Raw genomic sequence first — 15,593 nt, forward strand, 5'->3', positions numbered from 1 at the left:
CCTCCCGATCGGGAGGCGGCTCTGTGACGGTCCGCTGTTCGACAGCGTTCGCCGGCTAGCTCGCGGCGGGCAGTCCTCCACCGGCGGCGATGACCTGCTCGAGGAAGGCGTCGGTGGCCTCGGCCTGCTTGCGCATGACGCGCTCGGCGTCCTCGGCGCTGCGTGCCTCGGCGGCCGCGACCAGTCCGGTGACGTACGCGGCGAAGATGTCCCACTGGAAGAAGTCGATCGTCGGCAGCGAGGTGTAGGTCACCCGCGTGTTCATCTGACGGGCGACCTGCTGCAGCAGCGAGTTGCCCGAACGCTCGACCATGAAGTCGGCGAAGGCGGACGACGACCGGAGGACGTGCTTGTCACGCGCCTCGATGTCCGCGAGCACGGCGTCGCCGAGTTCGCGGAACGCCGCGACGTCCTCGTCGGTGAACTGCGGGATGCTCCATCGTGCGCTGAGCTCGTGGAATCCGTTCAGGAGGCGCAGTGCTTCCGCGTACTGCTCGGCGGTGGGCTTCGCGACGCGGGTGTACCGCTGCGGGGCGGTCTCGACCAGTCCGATGTCGGCGAGCTTGCTGATCGCTTCGCGGATCGGGGTCCTCGAGACACCGAGCCACTTCTCGAGCTCCTCGTCATTGAGGCGTTCCCCAGGCTCGAGGGTGCCGTCCTCGATGGCGGTCAGGAGCTGCTCGAAGACGATGTCGCGCAGGAGCTTCCGAGGGCTCGTCTCGACGGTTTTGGGAACAGGCATGGAACTCCGATCGTCGAGCTGGGATATGACCAGTTCAGAATACCGATATCCAAGGTGTGTTGGATAGTTTTGTGCCTCATGTGTTGTAGAACATGCCGGATGCACAGGTGTCGTCGGGCGCGCTGAGCCTTGCTATCCTGACGCGCACGGGTTGACCTGGAACGGCAGGAAGGTGGGACGCATGTCGGCGGATTCGGCGGCCAGCAGACCCCGCCATCGGCGGATCCATCTCTTCCAGACGCTCGGGGCGCTGCTGGGCGGTGTGACGCGCGTGACCGTGCCCGTCCTCGAGGACGCCGACCGAGCGGTGCTCGTCGCCGAGTTGGACGAGGTGTCGCGAGTGATCGGCCTGCAGGACCCGGTCGCCTACGCCGGGCTCTCCTGGCCGCTCATGGACCATCTCGTCGCCCTCTGTCCGAATCGCATCCTGGTCACGACCGCTCGCGACGCACTCGCGCTGCTGTCGCCGCAGCTGGAGGTCACCGCCGACACCGACTGGCTCGATTGGCCGTCGCTCGCGGTCGACTTTCCGATCCTTCGGGACGCGGTCGCGGAGGGGGACGCGATCGCCGCGGAACTGGCCGTGGAACGACTGTGGGGGATGGCCGCGACGCTTCCGTGAAGCATTCCAAATGCTGATATGCTGAAGGTGTCGCTTGCGACACCACTGCCGGAGACGCCGGTCAGGACATTCGGGTTCCTGGCTCGAGCGCCCGGTGGTGAGTCGGGTGGGTGGGTTTCGGGTATCCGCCCACCCGGCGTCTCGAGGTCCATCCAGCGACGACGCAGCCCCGACAACGACGCAGCCCCGAGAACGACACAGCCCCCGCGCCGTCGGGCGCAGGGGCTGTGTGGAGTCGGGTCGCTCAGCCGATGACCGGGCCGAACCGCTCGGGGAGCACGCTCTTCGACACCCGACGCAGTTCGGAGACCGGGATGGTCAGGACGTCCTGGATCTCGAGGGCGGGCTCGGTCGCGTCGCCGACGGCCGAGGCGTCGGTCACGCCGATGCGGAGCACCGGGTAGCCGCGGCCCTCGCACAGGCCCTGGAACTTGACGTCGTCCTCGCGCGGCACCGAGACGATGACGCGTCCGGTGGACTCGGAGAAGAGCGCCGTCGTGAGGTCGACGCCGTCGCGCGCGAGCAGCTCACCGAGGAAGACCCGGGCACCGACACCGAAGCGCATGACGCTCTCCGCGAGCGCCTGAGCGAGACCGCCGTCGGAGAGGTCGTGGGCGGAGGACACGAGGCCCTCCTTGGCTGCGGCGTGCAGTAGCTCGGCCAGCGTCTTCTCGCCGGCGAGGTCGACCTTCGGCGGCAGACCACCCAGGTGGTCGTGGATCGTCCCGGCCCAGGCGGATCCGTCGAGCTCGAGTGACGTGGTGCCGAGGAGGTAGAGGTTGTCGCCCTCGTCCTGCCAGCCGCTCGGGATGCGGCGCGCGACGTCGTCGATCACGCCGAGGACGCCGACGACGGGCGTCGGGAAGATCGGGACGTCGCCCGTCTGGTTGTAGAACGACACGTTGCCGCCGGTGACGGGCACGCCGAGCTCGAGGCAGGCGTCCGACAGGCCGGCGACGGCCTCGGAGAACTGCCACATGACCTCGGGGTTCTCCGGCGAGCCGAAGTTCAGGCAGTCGGTGACGGCGGCCGGGACGGCACCGGTGACGGCGACGTTGCGGTAGGCCTCCGCGAGCGCGAGCTGTGCACCCTGGCGCGGGTCGAGCTGGCAGTAGCGGCCGTTCGCGTCGGTCGCGATGGCGAAGCCGAGGCCGGACTCCTCGTCGACGCGGATCATGCCGCCGTCGTCGGGGAAGGACAGCGCGGTGTTGCCCATGACGTAGTAGTCGTACTGGTTGGTGATCCAGCTCTTGTCCGCGAGGTTCGCCGATCCGAGGAGGGAGCGGAACTGCTGCTCCAGCTCGGCAGGGGCGTCGGTGCGGGGGAGGGCCGACGCGGAGTCGGCCTGCAGTGCATCGATCCAGGTGGGGTAGGCGACCGGGCGCTCGTAGACCGGGCCGTCGACCGCGACGGTCGAGGGGTCGACGTTGACGATCTCCTCGCCGTGCCAGTTGATGACGAGGCGGCCGGTGTCGGTGACCTCACCGAGCACCGAGGTCTCGACGTCCCACTTGTCGGTGACGGCGAGGAACGCGTCGAGCTTGCCCGGCTCGACGACGGCCATCATGCGCTCCTGCGACTCCGACATGAGGATCTCCTCGGGCGTCAGCGAGGGGTCGCGCAGCAGCACGTGCGACAGCTCGACGAACATGCCGCCGTCGCCGTTGGCCGCGAGCTCGCTCGTCGCGCAGGAGATGCCGGCGGCACCGAGGTCCTGGATGCCCTCGACGAGGCTGTCGCGGTAGAGCTCGAGGCAGCACTCGATGAGCACCTTCTCGGCGAACGGGTCGCCGACCTGGACGGCCGGACGCTTCGTCGGGCCGTTCGCGTCGAAGGAGTCGGACGCGAGGATGGACGCGCCGCCGATGCCGTCGCCACCGGTGCGGGCACCGAAGAGGACGATCTTGTTGCCGACGCCCGAGGCGTTGGCGAGGCGGAGGTCCTCGTGACGCAGGACGCCGACCGACAGGGCGTTGACCAGCGGGTTGCCCTGGTACACCTTGTCGAAGTAGGTCTCGCCACCGATGTTCGGCAGGCCCAGGCAGTTGCCGTAGGAGGAGATGCCGGCGGTGACGCCGTGCACGACGCGCGCGGTGTCGGGGTGGTCGATGTCGCCAAATCGGAGCTGGTCCATGACGGCGACCGGTCGGGCACCCATCGAGATGATGTCGCGGACGATGCCGCCGACGCCCGTTGCCGCACCCTGGAAGGGCTCGATGTAGGAGGGGTGGTTGTGGCTCTCGACCTTGAAGGTCACGGCCCAGCCCTCGCCGACGTCGATGACGCCGGCGTTCTCGCCCATGCCGACCATGAGGTTCTTCTTCATCTCGTCGGTGACCTTCTGGCCGAACTGGCGCAGGTAGATCTTGCTGGACTTGTAGGAGCAGTGCTCGCTCCACATGACCGAGTACATGGCGAGCTCGCCGCTCGTGGGACGACGGCCGAGGATCTCGCGGATCTTCGCGTACTCGTCGGCCTTCAGCCCGAGGGCGCCGTAGGGCTGCTCGCGGTCCGGTGTCGCGACGGCGTTCTCGACGGTGTCGGCGACGGCGGAGCTGGTGGGGGTGGTGGTCGTCACGAGGGCAGGACTCCAAAGGAAGTGGTGGGATGCCGGACCCACCAATCTTAGCGGCGTGCAGCGACGAACAGATCCTCGGATGGGCGTCGGAGGTCGACGCCGATTCGTCACGGTGCGGTGCAGGATTCGAGGTCTCTTCACGAGCTTCGAGATCGACCGTGACGATCGGTGCGATGGTTGCGTCCTATCACCAACGAAGCGATCAACCGCTCGCTCGAGACGAACCAGGAAGGGCAACACCATGTCGAACACCACCAACTCCCCGAAGCCCACCGTCACGAAGGGTGTCGTCGGCGAGAACAACGCCGCCACGCAGACGAACACCCACGGCAAGACGGTCATCGACAACGGCGTGGTCGCGAAGATCGCCGGCATCGCAGCCCGCGAGGTCCGCGGCGTGCACGCCCTCGGTGGTGGCGCAGCCCGTGCCTTCGGTGCCATCCGCGACGCCATCGGCTCCTCCGACCTGTCGCAGGGCATCCGTGTCGAGGTCGGCGAGACCCAGGTCGCCGTCGACGTCGTGATCGTCGCCGACTACCCGGTGGACCTGCAGGCCGTCGCGAGCGAGGTCCGCGCCTCCGTCATCCGCGCGATCGAGCAGTTCGTCGGCATGGAGGTCACCGAGGTCAACGTGACCGTCAGCGACGTCTTCATCCCGTCCGACGACGAGGACCAGAACGCCGAGGCGCGAGTCCAGTGACCGCCACCAACACCGGCATCCTGATCGGAGCCGTCCTCGCACTCAGCTGGGTCGCCTTCGGGTTCTGGGCGTTCGTGTTCGTCGCGGTCGCGATGGGGATCGGCGCCCTCGTGGCTCGCATCGTCACCGGCCAGACCGACCTGAACGCGATCGTCGACGCCGTCCGCGGGAAGCGCGTCTCGTCATGACCACCGCCGTCCTCGACCGGGGAGTCCCCTCGGCCGCCGAAGCGCCCGTCGTGCACCAGCACGGCGGGCCGGGCCGGACGCGGATCACCGCGAAGGCCCTCGAGCACGTCGCCGTGAACATCGCGGCCGAGTCGCTCGGGGTCCCGGCGGGACGTGTGAAGGTCGAGCTCGCCGACGACCAGGGCGCGCTCGCGCTCATCGTCACCTCGCCGATGCGTGCGATCCCACTGGCGCGCGTCTCGGCCGCCCCCGACGCGCTCCAGCGCTCAGGGGGCTCCATCGTCGAGCGCGTCTCGGCCGCCACCGGTGCCATCGCCGCTCGCGTCGAGCAGCTGTCCGGTTCGAGCGTCTCGCGCGTCTCCATCCGCGTGAGCGGACTCGAGATCGACCAGGAAGGACGCGTCTCATGACCGCCACCGCCACCGCAGCCACGACCCCGGCCGCCGGCCCGACGAGGGTGCTCCGGCGCCTGGCTCGCCGCGAACTGCACTCGCCGCGCTCGACCGCCGCGATCCTCCTCGCGGTCCTGCTCGTGCTCGTCGCGCTCTGGATCGCCGTGGAGACGGTGCTCGCCCTCATCGGCGTCCGCCCGCTCCTCGTCGCCCCGGGTGAGATCCCGGGAGCCGCGGCGAGCCTGCCGTCGACGCAACCGGTCATCCTCGGTGTCGCGGGGGCACTCGTGCTCCTGCTCGGAGTGGTCCTCATCGGGATCGCGCTCGGCCCGGGACGTCGTCACCGCCACCTGTTGTCGACCGGGCGCGTACTCGCGGTCGTCGACGACGAGGTCATCGCGTCGGCCCTCGCGCAGCGCGCTTCGACGACGGCTGCCACGCATCCCGACGGCACCTCCGTGGCCGTCGGCCGGCGGACCGCAGCGATCCGGATCACCCCGGCCAGCGGCATGCCCGTCGACCGGTCCGAAGTCGAGCGCGCCGTCGCCGCAGACCTCGACGCGTTCGGCCTGCAGCCGTCGCTCCGGGCGACCACCTCCATCTCGTCGAACGGGAAGGTCGGACAGTGAACTCCACCAACCGCGGACTGAACCGTCTGCTCATCCTCCTCATCGGACTCGTGTTCGTCGTGATCGGGGCGGCGGCGCTCGCCGTCGTCACCGTGCCCGTCGTCGCGGACTGGTGGCGCGACAATCGGGCCGCCGTGCTCGACACGATCGACGGCTGGTTCGCCTGGAACCCGTTCGCAGCGGTGTCCGGCGCGGACGTCGGTCAGACGGCCCCGGTCCTCGTCCCGATCGCCGGGATCGTGCTGCTCGTGGTCGTCGCCGCCCTGCTCATCTCGTTCGTCCTGCGCCAGGGGCGCGGCCGTTCCGGCGTCGTGCATCGCGCGACCGTCGAGCACGGCGACATCGTGCTCGAGACGGACGTCGCGGCCAATGCCCTCGGCGATGCCCTCGACGACACCGAGGCGTTCTCGTCCGTCCGCGTCTCCGCCTGGGACGTGAACCGGGCGCAGGCGCTCAAGGTCGCCGTCACCTGCCGGCGTGGCGTCTCGCCCCGCACGGCGGTGGAGACCGTCAGTACGGCGGTGGAGTCGCTCGACCGCCTGCTCGGCGTCGAACTCCCCGTCCTCGTCGAGGTCGGTGGCGGCTTCCGCGCCGCCAAGCCGAAGCGCGTCCTCCAGTGACCGTCACTGATCCGGACATGCCGGTGCAATTGCAAGCCCCCGTCCGAATCGGCTGATCCGCAGCCGCGCGTCGCAGAATGCCAGTGTCGCGGGATGAACCATCGGGACACATCAACGCCCCACGGCGATCCGTGGGAGAGGGAGCAACATCATGGGTAAGAAGATCCTCCTCATCATCGTCGGCCTCATCGCCTTCGGTGCCTACACGCTCGGCGCGAAGGCCGGACGCACCCGGTACCGCGAGATCAAGCACGCCGCAGAAGAGTTCTGGAACGACCCTCGCGTCGAGAAGGCGCGCAAGAAGGCCGTGAAGAACGCGAAGAAGGCCACGGCGAAGGCCCAGAAGGAAGTCCAGAAGAAGCTCCACTGAGTTCTTCGATCGCCCGTCCTCGGGCAGAACGCCGCCCGCTCGCCCCAGTCTGGGAGAGCGGGCGGCGTTCGTGCTCACAACACTTTCGACAGGAACGCGCGTGTCCTGGCGTGCTGCGGATTGGCGAGCACCTCGCGGGGCGCTCCCGTCTCCACGACCACGCCGCCGTCCATGAACACGAGCGAGTCGGCCACCTCTCGGGCGAACCCCATCTCGTGCGTCACGACGATCATCGTCATGCCGTCCTTCGCGAGCCCCTTCATGACGTCGAGGACCTCGCCGACCAGCTCCGGATCGAGTGCCGAGGTCGGCTCGTCGAACAGCATGAGCTTCGGATCCATCGCGAGGGCCCGCGCGATCGCGACCCGCTGCTGCTGACCGCCCGACAGGTGACCGGGGTATGCAGCCGCCTTGTCGCTCAGACCGACCCGGTCCAAAAGTTCCCGGCCGCGCTGCTCGGCGACCGCTCGCCGTTGACCCTTCACCTGCATGGGCGCCTCGATGATGTTCTCGAGCGCCGTCATATGCGGGAACAGGTTGAACCGCTGGAACACCATACCGATGTCGCGCCGCTGCTTCGCCGCCTCCTTGGGCTTCAACTCGTAGAGCTTGTCGCCTCGCTCGCGGTAGCCGATGAGGTCCCCCTCGACGAGCAACCGTCCGCCGTCGACCCGCTCCAGGTGGTTGATGCAGCGCAGGAAGGTCGACTTGCCGGAGCCCGACGGCCCGACCAGGCACATGACCTCGCCGCGTCGTACCGTCAGGGAGATGTCCTTGAGGACCGTGTTCGAGCCGAAGGACTTCACCACGCCCTCCGCGCGGACCATGTCGATCGTGTCCGTGATCGTCATCGTCGTTCTCCGCTCTCGCTGTCGGTTGGGCTCTGCTTGGCGCGCGCCTCCGCCTCCTGGACCTGGATGGCCTCGGTCGTGACGGGTGCCCCCGCGTCGATCCGGGTGAGGCCGCGCGCGAACCGCTTCTCCAGGAAGTACTGCCCCACCATCAGGATCGAGGTGAACAGCAGGTACCAGAGCGACGCGACGATGAGCAACGGGATCGGGTTGAACGTCTCGGACGAGATGTCCCGCGATCTCGTGTAGAGCTCCTGCGTGAACGGGACGGCCGTCACGAGCGACGTGGTCTTGAGCATCGAGATCACCTCGTTGCCGGTCGGCGGGATGATGATCCGCATCGACTGCGGCAGGATGACCCGCCGCATCGTCTGCGCCCAGCTCATCCCGAGCGCCGTCGACGCCTCCTCCTGTCCGCGGTCCACCGACAGCAGACCGGCGCGCACGATCTCCGACATGTAGGCGGCCTCGTTGAGTGCCAGCCCGATGACGGCGATCCAGAACGTGTTCAGCGCGGCATCGGTCGGCAGCTGCGCGATCGGCGGGAGGAAGGGCAGTCCGATGTTGAGCGTCGGATAGATCGTCGCGAGCAGGCCCCAGAAGACCAGCTGCACGTAGACCGGCGTCCCGCGGAACAGCCAGACGAAGCCCCACGCGATGGCCTTGAGCACCGGGTTCGGCGACAGCCGCATGATCGCGAGCACGACGCCGAGGACGATGGCGCCGATCATCGAGTACACCGTCAGCTGCAGCGTGATGAGCGCTGCCATGGTGATCCGCCGGTCGAAGACGTACTTGCCGACGGCCGGCCAGTCGTACGCCGGCCGCGTCGCCGCGTCGACCACGAACGCGACGAGCAACAGCACGATGATGACGGCGAACACGTTCCGCCAGGGATGGCGGAGCTTGACGACCTTCAACGGCACCGGGGGCGCGGACGCCGTCCCGGTGATTCTGGAGTCGCTCACGGTCAGCTCGTCGCGCCGTTGATGTCGATCTTGTCGAGGGCGCCGGACTCGACGCCCCACTTGCTCAGGATCGAGCCGTAGGTGCCGTCGTCCATGAGGGACTGCAGGGCGGCCTGGAGGGCCTTGCCGAGGTCGCCACGGTCCTTCGCGATCGGCATGCCGTAGAGGAACGTCGAGTAGACGTCACCGGAGAGTTCGAGCTTGCCGTCGCTCTGCTGGACGGCGTACTGCACGACCGGGGAGTCGGCGGTCATCGCGTCGGCGCGGCCGAGTGTGACTGCAGCCGTGGCCTCGTCCTGCGTGTCGTAGCCGAGGGCCTCGATCGCCGGCTTACCGGCGTCGGTGCAGGCCTGCGACTTGGCGGGGACGTCGTCGAGGGCCTCCGTCGTGCCGTTCTGGACGGCGACCTTCAGCCCGCAGGCGTTGTCGGGGTCGACGGACTTGCCCGCCAGGGTCGCCCACTGGATCCCGGCCGTGAAGTAGTCGATCATGTCGACCTGCTGCTGACGCTCCTTGGTGTCGAAGAACGACGACAGCCCGACGTCGTACTTGCCACCGGTGATGCTCGGGATGATGTTGTCGAACTTCGCCACCTGGTAGTCGGTGGTGAGGCCGAGCTTGCCGGCCATCGCGTCGGCGAGCTCGATCTCCCAACCGATCGGGTCGCCGTTCGCGTCCTTGAACTCATTGGGCGCGTAGGTCGCGTCGGTGCCGAGGATGAGCTTGCCGGCCTGACGGATGTCGTCGGGGAGGAGCGCCTCGGCGGCCTTGTCGACGGTCACCGCGGCGGTGGAGCCGGTGGCGTCGGGCGTGGCGACCTCGTTGTTGACGCAGCCGGTGAGCAGCAGCGCGGCGGCGGCCGTGAGTGCGGCCGGGAGCAGGTATCGGTTCTTCATGTCAGGTTCCTTGCTCGGTTGATGTGGTGGTGGAGGTGAAGACGCGGCGTCCGGCGATCCAGGTCCCGACGGTCCTGGTGTGCGCGATCTCGGTGGTGGGGCCGGCGAACGGGTCACGGTCGACGAGGACGAGGTCTGCGACGGCGCCGACCTCGATCTCGCCGGTGTCGTCGCGGTGGTCGATCCGGTTGGACCCGTGCGTGTACGCGGCGATCGCCGCTCCGAGCGTCAGCGACTGTCCTGGGTTGAGCGGTTCGGGGTGGTGGTCGGGATCGTCGGCCGGCAGCGTGCGGTTGACCGCCACATGCAGGGCCTGCCACGGGTCGGGGGTCGTGACGGGCCAGTCCGATCCGGCACAGAGCAGGGTGCCGAGTCGTGCCGCATCGCCGAACGGATACTGCCAGGAGGCGCGTTCGTCGCCGAGCAGCGGCAGGTTCAGCTCGACCATCTGGGGCTCCCACGTGGCCCAGAGCGCCTGCATGTTCATCGTCACGCCGAGTCGGGCGAACCGCGGCAGGTCGTCGGGATGGACGATCTGCACGTGCGCGATGTGGTGCCGGTTGTCGCTCTCGCCGTTGCGCTCCCGCGCGGCCTCGAGGGCGTCGAGGCACTCGCGGACCGCCCGGTCGCCGATCGCGTGGAAGTGGACCTGGAACCCCGCGGCGTCCAGCCTCGTGACCGCCTCGACGAGGATCGCGGGCTCCAGGAAGGAGATGCCGCGTTCGGGCGCGGTGTCTCCGCAGTGACAGGTGCGCAGGTAGGGGTCGATCATCGCGGCGGTCCGGTTCTCGGGGATGCCGTCCTGCATGATCTTGACGGTGCCCGCGGTGAAGCGCCCGGTCGTCGTCCCGAGGGCCGCGGCGCGGCGTGCGATCGCGTCGCGGCGAGCGATGAGTTCGTCGATCTGCTCGAGTCCACGATCCCGGTCCCACCAGAGCGCCCCCACGACGTCGCTCATGAGCAACCCGTCCGCCATCGCCTGCAGGTAGGCGTCGCTCGTGTCGGTGTGGCTGCCGTAGTCGCCGACGATCGCGTCCTGCCAGCCGGTGACGCCGAAGCCGTGGAGGGTCTGCTGGGCTGCGACGAGGGCGGCCGCGACGTCCTCGTCGGTGTCGACGGGGACGAACCGGGACACGAGCGAGCGGGCACCCTCGTGGAGCATGCCGTTCGGGGTGCCGTCCGCGTCCCGTTCGATCCGGCCGTCGGCGGGGTCCGGTGTGGTGTGGTCGACGCCGGCGAGGCGGAGCGCCTCGGTGTTCACCCAGGCTCCGTGGTGATCGCGATTCTGGAGGAAGACGGGCCGGTCCGGCACCACTCGGTCGAGCTCCGCGGCGAGCGGGGTGCCGCCGGGGAAGGCGGCCTGTTGCCAGCCGCCGCCGACGATCCACGGGCGCTCGGGGTGGGCCTCGGCGTAAGCGGCGATCGTGGCGAGGTATCCCTCGGGGGTGCGCTCGCCCGACAGGTCGCACGCGAGCTGTTCGAGTCCGGCCTCGATCGGGTGGACGTGCGCGTCCACGAAGCCGGGGAGCAGGAGACCGCCTCGGAGGTCCACGATCTCGGTGTCGGGACCGATCGCCGCGTGTGCGTCAGCGTCGAGGGCGACGATCCGGCCGTCGGAGATGGCGACGGCACCGTTCTGCGGCGTGAGCAGGGCGTTCCGGAAGACGGTGCCTCCGGTGAAGACCGTGTCCGCGTTGCTCGTCATATCACCTGCTCGAAGCGTCGGTGGTGCCGTCTGGCCGGCGCGTCATCCTCGGCGCGCTAGCGGTATCGAGAGCATAACCCGGATCGAGGTGACGGATTCGTGCGTCGGATCGCGTTTCTGCAACGGAATCCTTCAGCCGGAGTGTCAGTGCACGCGAACGGGCCCGGAGCGTGCGCTCCGGGCCCGGCTGATTGCAGGAGATGTCGACGCGGCTCAGGCGACGAGCGTGCGCAAGCCCTCGACCAGCGGCGTCGTGGGGTGGCCGATCAACCGGCCGAGGTCGCCGCTCGTCTCGGCGAGGAGGCCGTCGCGGGTGTTGCCGTCGAGCGCGACGACGAAGCCCGCGGTGCCCTCGTCGAGACCGGCCGCCAGCAAGGCCTTCAGGTGGTCCTCGGGGGAGAGGTCCTGGTAGACGACCTCTCGGCCGACGACCTCGCCGATCGCCTGCGCCAGCTCGGGGTGCGACCACGCGACGTCGCCGGCGAGCTCGTAGGCCTTGCCCTCGTGGCCGTCGGTGGTGAGGACGACGGCGGCCGCCTCCGCGTAGTCGGTGCGAGACGCGCTCGACACGAGCCCGTCGCCGACGCTCCCGACGAACGATCCGGTCGCCTTGGCCTGGTCGACGGACTGGCCGTAGTTCTCGGTGTACCAGCCGTTGCGGAGGATGGTGAAGGGGAGGCCGGACGCGTGGATGAGCTCCTCGGTCGCCTTGTGCTCGGGGGCGAGGATCAGCGGGGAGGTGTCGGCCCGGAGCGCGCTCGTGTAGACGAGGCGGGCGACGCCGGCACGCTTGGCGGCGTCGATGACGGCGGCGTGCTGGGCGACGCGCTGGCCGACCTCGCTCCCGGAGACGAGCAGCAGGGTGTCGCCGGCCTCGAGCGCGGCGTCGAGGGTGGCCGCGTCGGTGAAGTCGACCTTCGCGGTACGGACGCCCTGTGCGGCGAGATCGGCCAGTGCCTCGGTCCGGCGGCCGGTGGCGACGATGGTGGCGGGGTCGGTGCCGCGGGCGAGCAGGTGCTCGACGACGAGGTGGCCGAGGTGGCCGGTGGCTCCGGTGACGACGAGAGACATATGAGGGTCCTTTCGATGGGGTTCGCTGAGGAGGAACCCGCCTCCGATCACATTACTTCCCGATCTGCAGTACCCACTTTGAGGTAAGCTACTGTCCGACGAGTAAGGAATGAGCCATGACGAGCGTGGACACGCAGCTGGGAAGACGCCCTGGATTCACCGACGGCATCCTGCCTGCCGCATGCCCCTCGCGCACGGTGCTCGACCACGTGACCAGCAAGTGGGGCGTCCTCGTCCTCCTGGCGCTGTCCGACGGCACCCATCGCTGGGGTGAGCTGCGACGGGTGGTCCAGGGCATCAGCGAGAAGATGCTGGCCCAGACACTCCGGACGCTCGAGGAGGACGGCCTCGTCGTCCGCGTCGCGCACCCCGAGATCCCGCCCCGTGTCGAGTACAGCCTGAGTGACCGCGGTCGCGACCTCAACGAGCACCTGATGCCCTTGATGGCGTGGATCGACCACAACGCGTCGGAGATCCTCGGGCGCTAGGCGGTCCGGCCGAGCGCGGTGAGGACGTCGACGAGTGTCGACGGGTCGCCGACGTTGCCCGGGACGACCACGTAGAGCTTCTCCTCGTGCTCGGGTGTCACCACACTCCACACCGAGACCCCGGGCAGCACCTGTCCGAGGACGCGAGCGCGCCGTGCACCGAGTCCGACCCGGGCGACCTCGGCGGAGGTGATGCCGCCCTTCGACACGACGACCTCAACCGATCGTCGGAGCGCAGCGGTCGCCGACGTCAGTGCGATCATCACCCGCTCACCGTGGTCGAGCGTGTTGTGGGAGGCGTCCCGTTCCCGCTCGGACGAGATCGCGGCGAACCCCGTCGCGGTGAGTCTCGCTCGAGCGGCCTCCGCCACGGCCCGCCCGGTGGCGATGGCATCCTGGAGGGCGTCGCTCGTGGGGACGATCTCGGCGGGACCGAACGCCGCCTCGACGGGCGCGAGCTGTCGCGTCGCACCGATGGTGTGGGAGCCGCAGACGAGGAGCGCGGCGACCGGCTCCGCGACGAGCGGCGAGGGCAGGAGGCCGTCGCTCTCGACGCCCGCGATGGCTGCAGCGAGGGGTGACGCGGACCGGACGACCACGTCGGCTCCGTCGGCCCACGCCGCCGTGATGGCCTGCGCGATGATCCGCACGTCGTCTCCGGTCTCCGCGTCCGGAAGGAGCACCGTTCCGGGAACGGCATCACGGAGAGCTGCACGGAACTCGGCGGCGCCGTCGCGGAGACCCGCCAGGCCGAAGTGGGCGGCCTCCCGACCGGACTGCTCGCGCACGTAGTCCGGCAGGTGTCCCGAGCGGAACGGGAACACGGGGTCCTGGGCGTACTCCGTCTCGTGGGCCGGCAGCGTCTCGTCGCCGATGCGGACGTAGTGGGTGCCGTCGATCGTCGTGCGCCCGCCCTCCGGGAAGGCCGGGACGAAGACGATGACGCTGCGGTCTCCGGTGAAGACGGCGGTCTCGGGGAACACGTGCCCGCGCAGGGTCGAGTCGCCTCGGAGGACGACGTGCACCCGTTCTCCGAGACGGCGTCCCGCCTCCTCCGCTTCGGCTCGAGTGCGTTCGAGGAGCGCCACTGCCTCCCCCTCGGGGACGGCGCGGGTGTTCGTGAGCAGGTAGACCGCATCGGCTCCGCCGAGCGTCTGCTCGATGAGATCGGCGTCCCATTCGAGGAGGACGTCGACGCCGGACGCCGACTGCGTGCCGGTGGGGTCGTCGTCGAGGATGATCGTCTTCATGCGGGGGTCTCCTGGCGGGGTTCGCGGTCAGCTCGGACGATCCCGGGCGTCCTGCGCGGCGTTCCTGGGCCATGCGACGTGTCGTCGTCGAGGATGATCGTCTTCATGCGTGGGTCTCCTGGTAGGTCTCGATCACGCGGGAGTCGTCGCGTGCGCCGAGGCCCGACGCTGCAGCGGCGAGGAAGCGTTCGCGCGCTGCGTCCAGGACTGGGGTCGCGGCTCCGGCGGCGCTCGCCGCATCCGCGACGAGACCGGTGTCCTTCACGAAGATGTCGACACGGCTCATCACCGGGGCGTCGGTGTCCTGCAGCATGCGGGGTCCGCGGTCCGACAGCATCCAGGACGCGGCTGCACCGGACTCGACGAGGGGGAGGACGGCCGCCGGGTCGAGTCCGAGTGAGGACGCGAGGGCGAGGGCTTCGGCGGCTGCGGCGATGTGCACGGCGCAGAGGTGCTGGTTGACGACCTTGATCGCCTGGCCGTCCCCGACGGCTTCGCCGACGATCCTGGCGGTGCCGAGGGCGGCGAGTGGTTCGGATGCGGCGGCGGTCGCGCTCGGGGATCCGGAAACGAACATGGTGAGCTCGCCGGTGCTTGCACGTGCCACGCCGCCGGTGACCGGGGCGTCGACGACCGCTGCGCCCGCGGCTTCGAGACGGTCGGCCTGCTCGACCACGGAGGCGGGGCCGACGGTGCTCATGATGATCCAGGTCTGGCCGGCGGGGTGGGTGTCGGCGATGGCGAGGGTGACGAGTTCGGCGAGCTGGTCGGGCGTCGCGACCATGACCACGACGGTGTCGGCCTGCGGTGCCTCGGTGATGGATTCGACCGCGCTGATCCCGGCGGCGGCCGCGCGTTCCCGTGCGGCGGGGAAGGGATCGACGCCCGTGACCCGGTGGCCGGCCGCGGCGAGCTGGGTGGCCATCGGCAGGCCGATCGCGCCGATACCGACGAAGGTGATGGTGTGTGCGGGCAGTGGCGTCGATGCCATGGCGTCCTCCGGTGGATTGGTTGGACCAATCGTAACCGCGGATGTCGGCCCGGGCAAGCGGCCGGTGGTGGGTGCCCGGCTGGGCGTCGAGGGCTCACGGACTGGAGGATTCGGGGCAGGCCTCTCTCGGTCACTGAGCTTGTCGAAGTGCCCACGAGGCCCCTTCGGTGCACCTCAGAGATCGAGGGTGATTCGGGCGACCCTAGCCCGATGACCGAGGTGGCGCGACCCGAGTGCCCTTCGACAGGCTCAGGGACCGGAAGCATGCGAGCACAGTCCAGCCCGGTCACTGAGCTTGTCGAAGTGCCCACGAAGGAGCCTTCGTCGGCGGGGTCAGAACGGCGCCGGGTCGGGCTTTGTCCGGTGGTGCTTCCCGTCGGGTGTCGTCCACTCGAGCACCCCACCGGGCCTGTGGTCGAGGTTCCACCCGGGCAGATGCTTCATCCGATGGTGATGTCGACACAGGCAGGCGAGATTGCCGACATCTGTCGCGCCGCCGTCCTCCCACGCCACCGAATGATCGAGATCGCAC

At 69.4% G+C, this 15,593-nt stretch carries 18 protein-coding genes; 8 read left to right on the forward strand and 10 right to left on the reverse strand.

Annotation, left to right across the window (positions count from 1 at the left end):
* Window positions 1-55: 55 nt before the first annotated feature.
* Window positions 56-742 (reverse strand): GntR family transcriptional regulator, encoded by a 687-nt coding sequence (locus tag BIU99_RS16565; protein WP_064294165.1) that lies wholly within the window; start codon window positions 740-742, stop codon window positions 56-58.
* 181 nt (window positions 743-923) lie between these two features.
* On the opposite strand from BIU99_RS16565, the gene BIU99_RS16570 reads away from it, so the two are divergent.
* Complete coding sequence (locus BIU99_RS16570; RefSeq protein WP_064294166.1) at window positions 924-1,364, forward strand: hypothetical protein; 441 nt, start codon at window positions 924-926, stop codon at window positions 1,362-1,364.
* Between the two features lie 244 nt (window positions 1,365-1,608).
* Here the strand turns inward: BIU99_RS16570 and purL are convergent, their stop codons facing one another.
* The gene (purL, locus tag BIU99_RS16575; protein WP_064294167.1) at window positions 1,609-3,942 is read right to left on the reverse strand and encodes a phosphoribosylformylglycinamidine synthase subunit PurL; all 2,334 of its coding nucleotides are present in this window, start codon (window positions 3,940-3,942) and stop codon (window positions 1,609-1,611) included.
* A gap of 241 nt (window positions 3,943-4,183) precedes the next feature.
* Between purL and BIU99_RS16580 the strand changes: the two genes are divergently transcribed.
* The 6 genes from BIU99_RS16580 to BIU99_RS16605 all read left to right on the forward strand — a co-directional run bounded on the left by BIU99_RS16580 (window position 4,184) and on the right by BIU99_RS16605 (window position 6,841).
* A complete protein-coding gene (locus BIU99_RS16580; RefSeq protein WP_064294168.1) occupies window positions 4,184-4,642 on the forward strand; it encodes an Asp23/Gls24 family envelope stress response protein in 459 nt (152 codons plus the stop codon).
* A complete protein-coding gene (locus tag BIU99_RS16585) occupies window positions 4,639-4,830 on the forward strand; it encodes a DUF2273 domain-containing protein (RefSeq protein ID WP_056008790.1) in 192 nt (63 codons plus the stop codon). Before BIU99_RS16580 ends, BIU99_RS16585 begins: the two co-directional genes overlap by 4 nt.
* Window positions 4,827-5,240: a hypothetical protein gene (locus BIU99_RS20060; RefSeq protein WP_064294169.1), complete on the forward strand. Its 414-nt coding sequence runs from the start codon at window positions 4,827-4,829 to the stop codon at window positions 5,238-5,240. The genes BIU99_RS16585 and BIU99_RS20060 overlap by 4 nt, the downstream gene beginning before the upstream one ends.
* Complete coding sequence (locus BIU99_RS16595; RefSeq protein ID WP_071262259.1) at window positions 5,237-5,851, forward strand: DUF6286 domain-containing protein; 615 nt, start codon at window positions 5,237-5,239, stop codon at window positions 5,849-5,851. The genes BIU99_RS20060 and BIU99_RS16595 overlap by 4 nt, the downstream gene beginning before the upstream one ends.
* Window positions 5,848-6,471 (forward strand): hypothetical protein, encoded by a 624-nt coding sequence (locus BIU99_RS16600; protein WP_071262260.1) that lies wholly within the window; start codon window positions 5,848-5,850, stop codon window positions 6,469-6,471. The genes BIU99_RS16595 and BIU99_RS16600 overlap by 4 nt, the downstream gene beginning before the upstream one ends.
* A 151-nt stretch (window positions 6,472-6,622) precedes the next feature.
* Window positions 6,623-6,841 (forward strand): hypothetical protein, encoded by a 219-nt coding sequence (locus BIU99_RS16605; protein ID WP_064294172.1) that lies wholly within the window; start codon window positions 6,623-6,625, stop codon window positions 6,839-6,841.
* A gap of 74 nt (window positions 6,842-6,915) precedes the next feature.
* Here BIU99_RS16605 and BIU99_RS16610 read toward each other — a convergent pair whose 3' ends face one another.
* The 5 genes from BIU99_RS16610 to BIU99_RS16630 form a co-directional block, all read right to left on the reverse strand.
* Window positions 6,916-7,692, reverse strand: coding sequence for an amino acid ABC transporter ATP-binding protein (locus tag BIU99_RS16610; RefSeq protein WP_064294173.1), 777 nt, complete (start codon window positions 7,690-7,692; stop codon window positions 6,916-6,918).
* Window positions 7,689-8,660, reverse strand: coding sequence for an amino acid ABC transporter permease (locus tag BIU99_RS16615; protein ID WP_254773642.1), 972 nt, complete (start codon window positions 8,658-8,660; stop codon window positions 7,689-7,691). Before BIU99_RS16615 ends, BIU99_RS16610 begins: the two co-directional genes overlap by 4 nt.
* 2 nt (window positions 8,661-8,662) lie before the next feature.
* Window positions 8,663-9,556 carry an ABC transporter substrate-binding protein gene (locus BIU99_RS16620; RefSeq protein ID WP_175484425.1) on the reverse strand — a complete coding sequence of 298 codons (894 nt, stop codon included), beginning with the start codon at window positions 9,554-9,556 and terminating at the stop codon, window positions 8,663-8,665.
* A 1-nt stretch (window position 9,557) separates the two neighbouring features.
* Window positions 9,558-11,261 (reverse strand): amidohydrolase, encoded by a 1,704-nt coding sequence (locus BIU99_RS16625; protein ID WP_071262261.1) that lies wholly within the window; start codon window positions 11,259-11,261, stop codon window positions 9,558-9,560.
* A 213-nt stretch (window positions 11,262-11,474) separates the two neighbouring features.
* Window positions 11,475-12,332, reverse strand: coding sequence for an SDR family oxidoreductase (locus BIU99_RS16630; RefSeq protein WP_071262262.1), 858 nt, complete (start codon window positions 12,330-12,332; stop codon window positions 11,475-11,477).
* Window positions 12,333-12,448: 116 nt separating this feature from the next.
* Here BIU99_RS16630 and BIU99_RS16635 point away from each other — a divergent pair, with 116 nt between their 5' ends.
* Window positions 12,449-12,820, forward strand: coding sequence for a helix-turn-helix domain-containing protein (locus BIU99_RS16635; RefSeq protein ID WP_064294176.1), 372 nt, complete (start codon window positions 12,449-12,451; stop codon window positions 12,818-12,820).
* On the opposite strand, the gene BIU99_RS16640 is transcribed toward BIU99_RS16635, so the two are convergent.
* From BIU99_RS16640 to BIU99_RS19510, 3 genes are all read right to left on the reverse strand, one after another.
* Window positions 12,817-14,070: a four-carbon acid sugar kinase family protein gene (locus BIU99_RS16640; RefSeq protein WP_071262263.1), complete on the reverse strand. Its 1,254-nt coding sequence runs from the start codon at window positions 14,068-14,070 to the stop codon at window positions 12,817-12,819. The genes BIU99_RS16635 and BIU99_RS16640 overlap by 4 nt on opposite strands.
* Window positions 14,071-14,173: 103 nt before the next feature.
* A complete protein-coding gene (locus tag BIU99_RS16645; RefSeq protein ID WP_071262264.1) occupies window positions 14,174-15,061 on the reverse strand; it encodes an NAD(P)-dependent oxidoreductase in 888 nt (295 codons plus the stop codon).
* A gap of 333 nt (window positions 15,062-15,394) precedes the next feature.
* Window positions 15,395-15,593, reverse strand: a 199-nt coding sequence (locus tag BIU99_RS19510) for an HNH endonuclease signature motif containing protein (RefSeq protein WP_139205486.1), incomplete at its 5' end; no start/stop codon positions are given.

It is taken from the genome of Plantibacter sp. MMLR14_011 (genome assembly GCF_001865025.1).
Taxonomy (GTDB): domain Bacteria; phylum Actinomycetota; class Actinomycetes; order Actinomycetales; family Microbacteriaceae; genus Plantibacter; species Plantibacter flavus_A.

What these genes read in the sequence shown, in the direction of transcription:
- BIU99_RS16565 (WP_064294165.1), bottom strand. Translation starts at nt 742, where the DNA reads ATGCCTGTTCCCAAAACCGTCGAGACGAGCCCTCGGAAGCTCCTGCGC.
- BIU99_RS16570 (WP_064294166.1), top strand. Translation starts at nt 924, where the DNA reads ATGTCGGCGGATTCGGCGGCCAGCAGACCCCGCCATCGGCGGATCCAT.
- BIU99_RS16580 (WP_064294168.1), top strand. Translation starts at nt 4,184, where the DNA reads ATGTCGAACACCACCAACTCCCCGAAGCCCACCGTCACGAAGGGTGTC.
- BIU99_RS20060 (WP_064294169.1), top strand. Translation starts at nt 4,827, where the DNA reads ATGACCACCGCCGTCCTCGACCGGGGAGTCCCCTCGGCCGCCGAAGCG.
- BIU99_RS16595 (WP_071262259.1), top strand. Translation starts at nt 5,237, where the DNA reads ATGACCGCCACCGCCACCGCAGCCACGACCCCGGCCGCCGGCCCGACG.
- BIU99_RS16605 (WP_064294172.1), top strand. Translation starts at nt 6,623, where the DNA reads ATGGGTAAGAAGATCCTCCTCATCATCGTCGGCCTCATCGCCTTCGGT.
- BIU99_RS16610 (WP_064294173.1), bottom strand. Translation starts at nt 7,692, where the DNA reads ATGACGATCACGGACACGATCGACATGGTCCGCGCGGAGGGCGTGGTG.
- BIU99_RS16620 (WP_175484425.1), bottom strand. Translation starts at nt 9,556, where the DNA reads ATGAAGAACCGATACCTGCTCCCGGCCGCACTCACGGCCGCCGCCGCG.
- BIU99_RS16625 (WP_071262261.1), bottom strand. Translation starts at nt 11,261, where the DNA reads ATGACGAGCAACGCGGACACGGTCTTCACCGGAGGCACCGTCTTCCGG.
- BIU99_RS16630 (WP_071262262.1), bottom strand. Translation starts at nt 12,332, where the DNA reads ATGTCTCTCGTCGTCACCGGAGCCACCGGCCACCTCGGCCACCTCGTC.
- BIU99_RS16635 (WP_064294176.1), top strand. Translation starts at nt 12,449, where the DNA reads ATGACGAGCGTGGACACGCAGCTGGGAAGACGCCCTGGATTCACCGAC.
- BIU99_RS16640 (WP_071262263.1), bottom strand. Translation starts at nt 14,070, where the DNA reads ATGAAGACGATCATCCTCGACGACGACCCCACCGGCACGCAGTCGGCG.
- BIU99_RS16645 (WP_071262264.1), bottom strand. Translation starts at nt 15,061, where the DNA reads ATGGCATCGACGCCACTGCCCGCACACACCATCACCTTCGTCGGTATC.